14 protein-coding genes are annotated in these 13286 nt (G+C 41.0%); 1 reads left to right on the top strand and 13 read right to left on the bottom strand.

Annotated features, from left to right (window positions below):
• Nucleotides 1-82: 82 nt before the first annotated feature.
• From MXE39_RS10950 to MXE39_RS10980, 7 genes are all read right to left on the bottom strand, one after another.
• Entirely contained in the window at nt 83-1444 is a 1362-nt protein-coding gene (locus tag MXE39_RS10950) for a hypothetical protein (protein ID WP_247074074.1), read from the bottom strand.
• 228 nt (nt 1445-1672) lie between these two features.
• Nucleotides 1673-3172 carry a hypothetical protein gene (locus MXE39_RS10955; RefSeq protein ID WP_247074076.1) on the bottom strand — a complete coding sequence of 500 codons (1500 nt, stop codon included), beginning with the start codon at nt 3170-3172 and terminating at the stop codon, nt 1673-1675.
• Between the two features lie 100 nt (nt 3173-3272).
• Nucleotides 3273-4370 carry a P-type DNA transfer ATPase VirB11 gene (gene virB11 / locus MXE39_RS10960; protein WP_247074078.1) on the bottom strand — a complete coding sequence of 366 codons (1098 nt, stop codon included), beginning with the start codon at nt 4368-4370 and terminating at the stop codon, nt 3273-3275.
• Nucleotides 4363-4641, bottom strand: coding sequence for a hypothetical protein (locus MXE39_RS10965; protein ID WP_247074080.1), 279 nt, complete (start codon nt 4639-4641; stop codon nt 4363-4365). Before MXE39_RS10965 ends, virB11 begins: the two co-directional genes overlap by 8 nt.
• Before the next feature lie 51 nt (nt 4642-4692).
• Complete coding sequence (virB10, locus tag MXE39_RS10970) at nt 4693-5910, bottom strand: type IV secretion system protein VirB10 (RefSeq protein ID WP_247074082.1); 1218 nt, start codon at nt 5908-5910, stop codon at nt 4693-4695.
• Nucleotides 5911-5915: 5 nt separating this feature from the next.
• Complete coding sequence (gene virB9, locus MXE39_RS10975; RefSeq protein WP_247074084.1) at nt 5916-6767, bottom strand: P-type conjugative transfer protein VirB9; 852 nt, start codon at nt 6765-6767, stop codon at nt 5916-5918.
• On the bottom strand, nt 6767-7513 hold the full coding sequence (locus MXE39_RS10980) for a VirB8/TrbF family protein (protein WP_247074087.1): 747 nt from the start codon (nt 7511-7513) through the stop codon (nt 6767-6769). The genes virB9 and MXE39_RS10980 overlap by 1 nt, the downstream gene beginning before the upstream one ends.
• Before the next feature lie 52 nt (nt 7514-7565).
• On the opposite strand from MXE39_RS10980, the gene MXE39_RS10985 reads away from it, so the two are divergent.
• Nucleotides 7566-7742 carry a hypothetical protein gene (locus MXE39_RS10985; protein WP_247074089.1) on the top strand — a complete coding sequence of 59 codons (177 nt, stop codon included), beginning with the start codon at nt 7566-7568 and terminating at the stop codon, nt 7740-7742.
• Nucleotides 7743-7771: 29 nt separating this feature from the next.
• Here MXE39_RS10985 and MXE39_RS10990 read toward each other — a convergent pair whose 3' ends face one another.
• The 6 genes from MXE39_RS10990 to MXE39_RS11015 all read right to left on the bottom strand — a co-directional run bounded on the left by MXE39_RS10990 (nt 7772) and on the right by MXE39_RS11015 (nt 13282).
• The gene (locus tag MXE39_RS10990) at nt 7772-8053 is read right to left on the bottom strand and encodes a hypothetical protein (RefSeq protein WP_247074091.1); all 282 of its coding nucleotides are present in this window, start codon (nt 8051-8053) and stop codon (nt 7772-7774) included.
• A gap of 303 nt (nt 8054-8356) precedes the next feature.
• A complete protein-coding gene (locus MXE39_RS10995) occupies nt 8357-8566 on the bottom strand; it encodes a hypothetical protein (protein WP_247074093.1) in 210 nt (69 codons plus the stop codon).
• 80 nt (nt 8567-8646) lie between these two features.
• Nucleotides 8647-9729 carry a hypothetical protein gene (locus MXE39_RS11000; RefSeq protein ID WP_247074095.1) on the bottom strand — a complete coding sequence of 361 codons (1083 nt, stop codon included), beginning with the start codon at nt 9727-9729 and terminating at the stop codon, nt 8647-8649.
• Nucleotides 9730-9969: 240 nt separating this feature from the next.
• Nucleotides 9970-11211: a hypothetical protein gene (locus tag MXE39_RS11005; RefSeq protein ID WP_247074097.1), complete on the bottom strand. Its 1242-nt coding sequence runs from the start codon at nt 11209-11211 to the stop codon at nt 9970-9972.
• A gap of 44 nt (nt 11212-11255) precedes the next feature.
• On the bottom strand, nt 11256-12587 hold the full coding sequence (locus MXE39_RS11010) for a type IV secretion system protein (RefSeq protein WP_247074099.1): 1332 nt from the start codon (nt 12585-12587) through the stop codon (nt 11256-11258).
• Between the two features lie 5 nt (nt 12588-12592).
• On the bottom strand, nt 12593-13282 hold the full coding sequence (locus tag MXE39_RS11015; protein WP_247074102.1) for a type IV secretion system protein: 690 nt from the start codon (nt 13280-13282) through the stop codon (nt 12593-12595).
• Nucleotides 13283-13286: the final 4 nt, after the last annotated feature.

The following is a 13286-nucleotide window of genomic DNA, read 5'->3' on the forward strand; positions in this document are numbered from 1 at the left end:
CTTTACCTCTTGAGTAATATAAATATTGGCCATATGAAAACCTACTTAAAAAATAGCAGGCGGATTCTACCATGTATGTTACTCAAAACAATTTATTTTGTTTCAATATCCATTGTGACGCATAACGGTCGACTGTTTTAAGAATATCCTCAGACTTAGTGCCTTGTACCTTATCCAGGACGGAGTCAATAAAGCTCATCGAAGGAGTGTGCATCTGAATAACCAGGTTCTCATGGTCCTGTTTATAGAAATCCCATAGACCTTTATTAAGTGGCGCAGTCTGCTGATCTTTTGCAAGGTCAATATCTCTTACCAGCTTCGCTACCCGGGCAGCCACGTCAAAGGCTCGCTTTACTCCGAGCTGATCGCTTTTATAGTCTCTGCCACTCTCATCCATCTCTATCCTGGCAACACTGAATCGCTTTATATCATTCTGTGTCACCGGTACGCCAGCCTGTGCAGCAATCATGGTGCCCGCAATATCACATGCCATATTCCTCCATTGATTATCTTTTAAAGAGGAAAGTTCATGTTTGCTTATCTTAATAAGAGGCTGCTCAGGAGGTTGTTGCAGAGGGCTGCTGTTAACAAACAGCAGCTTACTCTCTGACTTATCTAATTCCTTGGCAGCCTGTTTTAAACTTGACTCAAAAATGCAGTCTCCTATTAAATGTGCGCAGGCTTTTAAATAATCATTTTCTGAGCGGAAATTAATAGGATAAGGCATCTTTACAGTCTTATTATCAGGAAAGTTGCTATCATGAAACTTCTTATAAAGGTTTGCATGTCCTGATGTTAAAGGCTCGCGATGGTCAGCAGACCAGCTCTTTTCATCTTTGTCTTTATAAGGGTCTTTATCGTTTATAAAAGAATGTTCTAATTTTATACCAAAATGGTTAAGTAGTTTTTCTATTTTTTCAAACGCAGGAGCATATTTGTCATCATCGAAGACAGACATGGCTTTATTTTCATAGGCTGCTTCCCTGCCGAAATGATCAAGTACAGTCTGTAATGATTTATCCTTGATTTCATCAAGTGATACTAAAAATACGGACGATCCACTCTCGTTGATAATGTCTTTGTGTGTTCTTGGTTCTTCTAATAATAACTCACCGATTTTAGAGATAAGCTTTTTTTCATCTTTAAACTCCAGATTGCGCTCTTTAACCATAACAAATGGTATTACACGCAGGTCCCTGGTACTGCCATCGCTATAATCAGCCAGGGGGTACATGACATGTTCTTGATTTACGACATTAATTTTAGGTAACTCTCGTTTAAGCCCGAGATCAAATATAGGTGGATTATATCCAGTAATATAATTTGCTGAATGCCCTAAATAACTGTAATTCTGCATGTAAGCTTTCAAAAAACCACCTTTCTCCGGGGAGAGAGGTTCCTCTACATGAACAGGCCTGTTCAGCTCAGAAATGTAATCATCCATAACATATCCTTTAACCTGTTTGTCATCGTACAATGGCTGCCTTAATCTTGTGCCAGCAGCAGCTGCTGGCCACCTGTGGTGACTGGCAGCCTCATGACAACGTTAAGGAGCGCTTCGGCCCATCCAGCGGTCACTTGCCCTCCGCATGCTGTCTTAATTTTGATTAAGAATAAGATGCCAGAAGAGGTAATAACGGCAGGCGGGGAGAGAGGTCAAGATACACGCAAGTTATCTTTCCCTGGTGTTTGAAGAGTTGCTTTGTTCTTTAAGAGTATTGGATAGTTTAGAGATATCGTTATAAAAGTTAATATCAATCTGTCTTCCTGTAACCTTGGCAAGGTCATTTCTCAGGTCTTTACTCATATACACAATATCTATTGCGTCCTTCTTATTTTCAGCAACAGCAGCAACACGTGTCTGTACAAGGTTGTCAATTGTTTTAAGAACATCTTCAGATTTTACTCCTTGAAGCTTATCCAGCACGGAGTCAACGAAGGCCAATGTGGGCGTATGCCTTTGAATAGCCAGGTTCTCATGGTCCTGTTTATAGAAATCCCATAGACCTTTATTAAGTGGCTCAGTCTGCTGATCTTTTGTAAGGTCAATATCCCTTACTGTATTCGCAACCTTGGCAGCAACATCGAAAGCCCGCTTTAGTCCAATCTGATCTCTTGTATAGTTATCGCTGTTAATGTCAGTTTCTATCTTGAACTCAGAGAATCTTCGGCGGTCATCTCGTGTTAAGGGAATACCAGCCTGTGCGGCGATCATGAGGCCTGCAGCATAAATAGCAACATCTTTCCATCTGGTCTCTTTTAAGGTGGACAGTTCGTATTTGTCTAGCTTGACAAAAGGGTTTTTATCTTTTTTCTGTAAGCTTGTTTCCAGAGCATTGTCGGCTATTAAATGTGAGCAGGCTTTTAAATAATCATCTGTTGAACGAAAATTTATTGGGTAAGGCATTTTTACAGTGCTTTTACCAGCAGGGTTGGTTTTATAGAACGTTCCATACATAATGTCATGCCCAGCATCATAAAGAGCTTTATATTCATAATGCCGCGCCCTGTAGAACTCGTCCTTTTTGTCTATCGTATCAACACCAGAGTCAGGGCGTTTATCTTTTAAAATAGAATGATCTAACTTTATCTCAAAGTGGTTAAGAAGTTTTTCAGTTCTATCAAATGCTGGGGCGTATTTATCATCATTAAAGACAGGCATGGCATTTTTTGCAGAGGCATACTCTCTGCCAAAATGGTCAAGAACCATGCTCAATGATTTATCTTGTAACTCATCAAGAGAAATTAAAAAGAAATTTTCTTCGCGTCTTAAACCATTCGTAGTTAAAGTTTTAGTAACTTCATTCGCGACTCTGATGTCCTTATTCATTATTTCGGCTGCTCTCTCTTCAAAATCAAGACTAGATTTAAGATGGAGTCCGCGTTGCACGGCAATATCGTATGGTATTACACGTAAATCTCTGGTCACCCCATCGCTGTAATCAGCAACAGGAAAATCGAATTTGTATTTATTACAGACATTAATCTTAGGTATATTCAGTTCTAAACCAAGATCGTCAATTCTTGAAAAACCAGGGTACTCACAATAGCGTTGAAATTGTTCTTTAGGACGCTCGTAGTCCTCCATTAAAGCTTTCAAAAAACCACCTTTCTCCGGCGAGAGAGGATCTTCTACATTAATATGATCAAATTTATTGTCCTCTTTAAGCATAATATCTCCTTTTAAATATTCAGTAGAAGGCAGCTCAGCCCGTTGCCTCGACCTGACGCATTGATACGCCAGGTCAGATTGTAGCGGGTAAGTTGAATTACTAAGTACGCTGCTTCTTATTTAATTGCTCGTAAGTATTAAAGAAGAGCTCTGTAATATGGCGTCCTCGCCCGTTCTTCTTGTCATTATGAATACATACAACAATGTCAAGAACATCCGACAGAAGCTTCATAATGACATCAAATGGTAAAGACTGTCCCACCGGAGACTGCATTACCTTAAGTCCAAGATAATCAAACACTCCTTTACACGTACCGGCATGACAGCTGGTAATTGTTCCGCCATGGCCTGAGAGGCACACATTCAGAAAGTCAAACGTCTCACCGCCACGTAACTCTGCAAGCAGAATACGGTCTGGCTTCATACGCAGACAGGACCTCATAAGTGAAGCAGCAGTAATGGTGCTGCTCTCTGTTGCTTCTGACGGGTATAACAGGTTTACCTGGTTCTTGTGGTTAGGCAGGCCCCACATAAGTTCAGGAACATCTTCGATAGTAATAATGCGTTCTTCAACTGGGATAGCCTGCATAAGAGCCTTCATGAAGGTGGTCTTACCTGAACCTGTCTCACCTGCAATAACGATGTTCTTACCCATTTCAACTGATTTGATAAGGAAATTGGCCCTTAATCTGGCCTTTTCCTCAGGGTCGTTGCAAATCATTGCCTGGTGATACATGTTGCAGAGGTTGGCGTCTACATCATTCATCTCCTGAACAGGAACAATATGATCAAAGAAGCTGCCAGAAATATAGTCATCCATAGCTCTGACAGTCTTACCTGGCTTTCTGATTGTTACTGATACAGTGTCATCTTTACAGGCAGGAGGCATAACAAACTGTGAACGTTCACCATTTGGAAGAACAGCAGATACAACCGGTGACGCATCGCTGAACATGGTGTTGGCATAAGTGGCAACAGCCACACCCATTCGTTTAAGAAAGTCGTAGCTCAGAGCATCTACGCGATGCTGCTCCCAACGACCACTCTTCTCCACAAAGACGATATAAGGTTCATTAATGCAGATTTCTGTAATGGACGGATCGTTAAAAAATTCATGCAGAGGCGCAAGCATGTAATCAACGGCAGTACGTTTGGCTGCCGCTGGAGAGCCTGGGAGTTCGATTGCGGGCTTATTCATGTTCGTTGTCACCCTCCTCGCCCTCTACATCCTCGTTAAACTCAGAGTCATAATCTAATGGCACTCCCATAAAATTCAGTACCTCTTCGACACTTTTATCTGAGTTCTTGAGGGCATCATAAATACGCTTTGCATCAACGTCATTAAGCTTGTTGTTGAGTTGGACAATCTGTTTGGCAATCTCATCAGCACGAGCGCGGAAGCGAGCCTCCTTTTCCTTGAGAGCTACAATCTTCTGGTTAATTGATTCTTTGGTCATAACACGGGACATATATAATCCTTAAGAAAATGATATTTCAGATGAGCAGGAAAGACAGAGCTGCTACTTATCTGAAAGAGAGAGGTTGTAAACATTTGAGAAATTAAGATCACGAGCGACAAAAATGGCTACTCTTTCTCCCTGGTTTTTAATCAAGGTAGGAGGAATATTGCCACTTTGAGCCATCGCCTCTTTAATAATTTCATCAATTCCATCAGTGGTATTGTTGTATGTTACATCACCATTGTTACTATTGCGATTAGCTGTATTAACTACATACTGGAAACCGTCCGACACCATAGAAAACAGAAGGGCATTGCCGAATCGTTCCCACCAGTGAAAATCTACAGCACCACCCATACCAGCTCCGCCAAGATTATCTGTTGTAGGAGAGTTAATTGCTATTGAAACGCCTTTAGGGGTACGTAACTCAGTCCACAACATAAAAATACGGGCAAGACCGTTCTGTACAGCGCCCTGATATTCACCTATAGCTTTAGTACCCTTTTCAATGAGAAGTGTTCTTCCATCCATTGAGTAAATATTGCGTGGTACAACACAGGTGGTCATACCTGGAACTGTAGTATCTACTCTGGTCTCCAGAATACATTCAATAACAGTTCCTTTAGAAAGAGTCAGGCTCTGGTTTTTGATCAGTCTGGCTGTCTTGGATGGGGTTGATACAGAGTCCATCATTGAGCTCAATGAAGGTGTTGCAGGAGCCGGTAATGCTCCGGCACCTGGTACCGCTGGAACAGGAGGAACAGCTGAGGCAGCTCCAGGGTATCCACCAGCAGGCCTTACAGCAGCTTCAGCAGAATCTATAGTACCCATCATTGGTGCTGCAAACTTAAGCTCTTCAAGTGTTGGTATTGGTTTACCATCAGGGCCAATATTGGCTGTTTCAGGAGCAGGCATTGGCAATGGCATTGGCAGCTCCTTTTTGGCTGTAGCCTGCTGTGCTGTTTCAGCAGGCTCTGGTTTTGGCTCCGGTTCCGGATCTGGATGAATGTCCTTGACATTAACACGGGTCAAACTATTAGTTGCAGTTAGACCTGCAGTGTTGGCGTCAGAATTTTTCTCTGCAGCCTCCTCAATCGAGGTAGTGCCCCACCATCCTTTCATATGGGTAGCCCAGGCGATAACCGCGACCAGGAGAAGTAAAGCAACACAGATCAAAACCAATTTCAATCCCCTGGCAGCCTTTGGACGGCCAGCTACAGAAGGCACCCCATTGGACTTGGAGCTGGCAGCCTCCTGATCCTTATTAACATCACTCATATAAGTTATTCCACGATTGTCCTTGAAACGCCGTTTACAGTGCTGTTAGTTTCAACAGTGCTGTCATGCCTTGTAGATGTGTGAACCAGACCTTTATCGAAGTGCTCGTTATAGACGCCCACAACATCGGCACCAGCTCGAAAACGATACTCAGGGTACACACCGTGAATAATTAGAGTGTTGTTCTCAATATGGCTGTTCAACAGAGCTTCACCATCAGAGCTGACGCTGTACACTGCAGGAAAATCGGTATTAGGCTTAAATTTGAAATAGGTAAAAAGGCCATCATCAAAAGCCATTACAGGAGCAATATGTCGTGACCCTTTACTGGTACCAAAATTCATTGAGTAATAGCAGTTCTTAAGATGTGGGTTGGTATCAATATTAGGGTCTGGCTTTTTCAGCGCCTCTTTCAATCTGTTCTTCTTCATCTCCTGCTCAGAGAGGCTTTTATTTTCTTCCGGGTATTTAAAAGTAAGTTTATAAGTGGCCTTTTTGCTGTCATTGACCAGATAAACATCGAAGTTATAAATGCGTTTGTTAGTGACTATAACAAGATTTGTCGTTCCCTCCTTATCTTTAGGCTTAAGAAAGAACTGATTTTCAGCAGTCGCAAACTCCCATGCAGTGGAGTATCCAGAGCCGTAGTTAACTACTTTCTCTCCGGGGGCAAAGATAACAGTAGTGATAAAGCCGTTAGCTGCATTGATCCTGGTAACATTCTGATCAGAGTACTTTATGTGCTGAATTCTATGGTCCAGTGCAGATCGCTCTGGTACCTGCAGAGCAACAGCTGACTGGGAAGAAAGAGCCAGTACAGTGGAGCAGGCTGCAATAATAGTATTTAGTCTCAGCATTACTTAACTCCACTTATTTCAGGGTCAACTCGGTATGAAGTAACTTTAAATCCGAATGGATTAATCAGGCGATTCTCTTCTTTGACTTCATATGTAGGGAAGTACTCAAATCCGATAGTTGCTGTCCATGTTTGAGAACTCTCCTCAGTATTAGTTTTGTTATTAAAGACAGTTTTAACAAAACGTATAGTAGCAATTGAGTCAGAATTGATAACGATAGAATTAAGCTTGACAAGAATACGATAGTTGTCTTTAAGACGAACCTCTATACTGTCCTCATGAGTTCCAAACTGTGAACTGTATGGTTGAAACACATTCGGAAGGCTCAGTTCACGTACTTTAGTATATTCCTGATTCAGGGTTCTCCAATCATATGTTTCTCTTGCCAGAACATATTGAGAAAGCCAGTATTTATGCATCATTTCACTGGCTGGTATGTCTCGCTTGTTTGCGATTTTCAGGATCTCACTCATGCCAGTACTGTTGTCTACCTTAATAACGTACGGGACAACAGTCTTAAGAGGCATAAGCAACATAATGCTGATACAGGACAGCACGAAACCTGCTCCCATCACTTTGGCAACAGTCCATGCTCTCTGCTCTGACTTGTAAACTTCATGAAGTCGTGAAGTCTCCCATGTGTAACCACTTTTAATAATATCTCTTCCATTGTCTGAGACAGAAGGTAAAGCCTGCGGGGAGGAGACCTCTTCGATATTCTTTTGACCTTTAGTGAAAATACCCATATGTCATACTCATAGAAAGTTGTTGTGCTGCTGCTGGAATTCCGCCGGATTTATGTCAACCTTGTCACCCTCCGGTTCAGGAGGTGGTGGTGGAGGGGAAGTTGAACAACCAGCTACGGCAATACCTGCCAGAAAAATAAACGGTATCAACATCTTAATCAATTTAAGCTCCTTAATTACGTATATACATGTTGTAAAAAAAGCAGAGCCATTATTAGCTCTGCACTAATTTATGCCAAAAAATTCAGACTGGTCGAATTAATAGACAATACCATTAGCATCAAGAGCTCTCATATCAATCTCAAAATCGGCCAGTAATTTACGTAATTCTGTCGACTCTTCTTCACTCAGTACACCCTCTTTGTAATCAGCAAGAAGCGTTGTTACATCTGTGTCAGCCACATACCTTGTAAACATCTTGAAAGCAGCATGATCGTTCTTAATTCTTTCAAGAGCGCATGAAGTTAAGAATAATAAGGCCTTGTTGTACACAGCAAGCTTCTCAAAAGCCTCCTGCGTTTCTGGTGGTAGTTTATTCATTTTTAATTACCGTGCTTACGAAAAGAAAATAACCTTATGCTTGTTATTGTATTTCATATACCGACTATTAATCAATGTTTCTGAGTTTTAAACGGCTGATATAATTACGTGATTGCTCCGGTTTGTATCAGATATCACATCTTTGGTTATATCAGGCAGCATAGACATAAAAGGAGTCGTCAGGCATTTGCCAATGCATAAACAACTCCTTACATTTACTATATGCATTATGTAATAAAAGGGCGGTAAATGCAGAGCATTACCACCCTTGACCTAACTATCCCAGATATTGAACTGCAAACATTAACGCTCCATGTTTGCTTTTAAAACAGTATCTTGTCCTGCTAACTTATGGTTGTGCTGCACATCAATAAAAGCAAAAGGCTTTGCCCCGCAGTTGATAGAATCCAGGACTTCCTTCCTGAAGTTCTTAACAATGTCAATTCTTTTTGAAACGTAATCATTAATACAGGTACGAGCATCATCATTGTAAATATCATTTAATGTAAACATATAAAATCACTCCATACATATGTTCTTTCAGCAGGGGCTTCCCAGCATAGGCAAACCTGTTAAATATAACCGCTCTGTCTTTACCTTTCTCTACTTGACGCTGGCTGTACCACATCAGACTTGTCAGCCCCTCCAAACTTCTTATCTACAATAGCTTGCGCGAGGTCACTGAAACTGGCAATCCTGGAGTCATGCTTTTCCCTGTTGTCCTCATTCCTGTAAAGCCCGGCATTCTCCTTAAAATAAGCAGTAAAGCACTCTTTAAGATAAGTACGGGTTCTGCCACTATTTGAATTTAGGGGTTTAGAGGATTTAGAGTCATTTGTACCCTTTGATAAATCTTCAAGTACAGTCGGTCTAATTCCAGCCTTATCAAAAACCTCTGCCAGTACATTATCGGTATCTGTCCTGGTTTTGCCCGGCTCTAAAAGCTTGTATGGGTCAGTAAACTCTCCAGTAATTTTAGCGACATTTGCATCACATTCAGCAAACATGAAAACAAGCTCACGTTTTAATGAAGAAATGCTCTTCATTGGAAGATGAAGGCCTGCCTCTCCCATTGTTTCAACCCTATCGCGATAGTAAGTTGGAAATCCATGCTCATCTCGCTTATCTGTTAATTCAGTTAGAGGTGGACTTTTTGAGGAGAGATATATAATAAAGTCCCCAAAAATGTCTTTGAAATGATCCTTTGTAGCATCCACAATCAGTTGATTCGTGATATTCATCCAGTCTTCAACTGCCTTATCAATCAAATACCCGCCAGGCGTTAAAGTATCCGCCTCAATTTGTCTTGCTCTCTCATCAGCTTGCACAGAGGGTAAATCTATAGGATATCTGTCAACAAGATCCTGATAATTATTAAGGCCGAGATGTTTTTTTGCTTCTAAATCTCTCCATGTAGCAATATTCTCTATCCTATGAATACTAAAGTGATCATAGGGTAGTGTTTCAATACCATCTTCAGTATTGACGATGTAGCCAGCAGCAGCGTCACCTAACTTATTGAGAAATTTTTCATCAGGAAAACTCTTATAAGTATCTGTATCTTTTAATCCTTTTAAGTAAGAAAGCTCTGGAGAGTTGTCCAAAGCCTCCTTAGCGAAATTTTGAAACGACTTATTTTCTTTTAAAGTGTCAATATCAAAATAAACAGGTCTCATAAATAACCTCTAACTCATACAGAAGAAGCTGCTTCTCAAGTAGTAGCAGCTTCTATATATATCATAGGGCTATAGCCTTGTTATGGCTTGCGGGCGATTCTTTCCCGCCTGCCATCCTGTCCAGCAGCAGACTTCTGTAGCTGCGCCAGCTGCAGCAGTGGTAACTTCCTTTAAATGAATGAAGGTATTCTTCACTGCCTGCGGGAGGAGGTGGCTTTGTCTGCACTTCAAGTCCTGGACTTATCTTGCTAATTTTGACTCTTGCTTTGATGATACTGATTTTCCAGATTGTGCATTATCAGCTCTGCTGGCAATTGATTTAGCTAATTCGCTGAAGGAAGTAATCTCTTGAGTGGCTGAGCCCTTTTCGGCAGTTCTTTCCAGACGTCTTTCCTGCAGAAACTCTTTAGTATTTTCATAGACCTGAAGAGTACGGTAATCAAAATCTACATTATTCTTCAGACCAGGCTCTGCCGATGGTCGGTCAACATCATGACGAGCATATGATAATAAAAGGTCCTCTAAGTACTTGACAGACTTTTTATCATCTTCTGTAGCATTCTTACTGGTTAGATTTTTCAGGGAGACTTCAAGTAGTTCGCTGGAACCTCCTACAGTTTTGTTAATGCGTTCAAAAGCAGCAACAGGATCTGTTTTAAAATCGGCAAACCCCTGAGTTTCATGAGCAGGAATGTCGTTAAAAGCAGCATATCTAATGTCTATCTGTTTTTCGACCTCAGAAGCCTTTGCAGCTAAGATTTCACCAACGTTATCAATGTGTTTGATAAACGAGCAATCTTCATTGCGCATTGGTTTATCGTTATCAAGGCCGTCCATTACTTCTGTTGCTGCACGAACAAAATTTTGGCCATATCTGTCCAAAAGGGTATCAAGCATGGCCATCTGTCTGCATTCTTCAGTAATAAAAAACCAGCCTTTTCTTGCATCTTGAAGCCTTTCTGGAGTAACCGGAGCATTTGGGTTATCAGGATTAAATGAATTATGTCCATATGCCTGGCAGAACTTATCTACTTCCTCCGGCAGCTGTTCAATAAGATTATTGGCTCTTTTAACGAAGTCTTTATGCTCTTTACCATCAAATGTAGATAATGAAAAAGCAATATGCATCATGTCATCATCTAAATGAAATGATGGAGTAGCCAAATCAGGCTCGCCAAAGACGTCATGTGTCTTAAGCTCATCTTTAAAATATTTAAAAAAGTTCTTATCTAAAGAATTGTATTCAAGACCAATATCTCCAAACACAACATTTTGGTTCATACCATATCTATTAAAATCGGCATAATTTGAAATCAAGAAGCGAGTCAAGCTGAGGTCGTTATGGGATTGAATTTCCTTGTCTTCTAATCTTGTATCTGAAGAGGTCATATCAAATTTCCTGTTTGAAGTTAGCGTTTTGATGTTTGCACTGACCGCTGCAGCTTGAGCCAGCAGCAGCAGCGGCAAATGCTGTTTTGTCATGGCTTGCGGGGATGGATGCTTATCTTGCTGTGGTGTCAGCCAGTCTATGAAGCTTTGTCATTCTTATCACTTGATCCAAGTCCCCAACTTCCTCGTATGTGATTTTTCAAGTTTTCTGAAGAACTAGAGTTAAAGCTCCTTTCATCATTAGCTGGTCTTGAGCCGTAATTGGCAGCATAGTTTCTGTTATTTGCTGCTGAAGGGTTAATTTGAGAACCTTGTTGATTACCATTTTGACTTGGATTTCCAGCGCCAAATCCAGTTGAATTGTTGTTGTTCATTCTGTTCGCCGCCTGAGCGGAGCTGGAACCAGCTGATTCTACATTTGAAGAGCCAGAACCGGACACAGAAGATGCTGCTTTTTCTACTGCTTTTTCTTTACCAGCTGTTATAACTTCTTTAATAGCATTTACATCTCTTGTAATTTCACTAGGATTAATACCTGTAAGGCTTAAGCCTCCCACCATTGACTGTGCAATTTGAGGTATCTTCCAGAATATCATTATAAATACTAATAGCATTAAAGAAATATTTCGAGAAGCCGCATTCCAAGCTGCTATAGAATCCGCAGCACCTTGGACAGCTGAACAGGCAATATTTGAATTAGCGCATCCCAAGGTGTATACAGATAGGCTATCAATCTGGTTTTTTGTCATATGAGCTAGCAGTTGTATAAGAACAACAGAAATAATCATTGTGAATAGAAGACCTACAACTGTTCTAAACCAGCCGTCAAACCATTGTCTAGTAACAGGAAACATAAGGCAGCACATAAATAAAGGGCCAAATCCCAATGTCATTGCCAATCCAACTTCACATGACAATAAGATAAGCATGATTAATGATACTGCGAGAAATAAAAGTATACTGGCAAACAGTGTAATCAGCCATGATGAGATTACCTCCATAATGGAATCGTCGCCAAATATCTTAAATCCATCACTTTTGCTGTTTACAAACTTAGCTCCAGAATCAAGTCCAGTCCACATGTCAACGAAAACTTTGTTCAGAGATGCCCATACATCGTCTGTACCTGCTACACCTTGTGTTAGTACTTTTTCCAATCCCTCCACAAAAGGTAAAACATGGGCAATAAAATTTGGCGCTGAGAGTGCAAAAAATGCAACAAGACCAGCTTTACCCGCCTCCCAGAGGGTGTCTTGTATTGTATTTTGCGATCTTCCGGCAATAGCCATATAACCTTTTAAAACAAAATATAATGTAAGACCCACTAATACTACTGGACCTAAAGCTGTAATAAAGTCAGTTGCGACTCTCTCAGCGAAGCCTGTCAGATATTGTTTAAAAGCGTTTCCTACACCCGCAGGAGTGACGTCATAAGCCGCATTACTTACTTGGTCTCCAATATTAGCCATAATTATTAACCCTGATGCCCCCAGAATGATCTTTTTAAATCCTGTCTTCTTGACTCTTTATTATTACGTTCTGCCTGCTCGATTGCACGTGCAGTCTGGTCAGCCTGATATTGAGCTAACTGCAATGAAGCCTGTTCGCCTGAAATTCTTATTTGAAGATCAGCAGCCTCTTTCTGAGTTTGAACATTTTGGGCCTGGTTCATAAGCTCATTAAGCTTCTCGCCTCTTTTACTCGCATTTTTGGCGCTCTGCTCAAACATGTATTCCGCACCAGCTACATATAAATATTCCTGTTTACATTTTTCCTGAACGCTTGTTAGCTTTAAACCTTTCTCTATGCCGCATGCTTTATCAAAGCCACGTTCCTCAAAAATTTCCATAGCTCTCTCAGGGAAATTCTCTACAGTTAAACCATTCAAAAAATCATAAACTTCAGGATGCAGCTCTTTGAGAACATCCATCATTATGTTTTCTCCTATACCGCTGTAGCCCTCCAGTTTTTCAGTCATTGTCTGAAGTTGCTTATATTGAGATTCCAGCATTGCATACTGAGTCTTCATTTGGTTAAGCTGATCAACCATATGTGCAATAGCCGCAAAGTCTACGGTAGGAATACCGTCAGCACTGGCTAGCGGGGAGGCGAGTGAGAGGGAGGCCGAGACAACTACTGCAGCAGCAAGTTTTTTAAGCTTCATAATG

This window comes from Anaerobiospirillum sp. NML120511 (assembly GCF_023050955.1).
In the GTDB taxonomy this organism is placed as follows: Bacteria; Pseudomonadota; Gammaproteobacteria; order Enterobacterales; family Succinivibrionaceae; genus Anaerobiospirillum.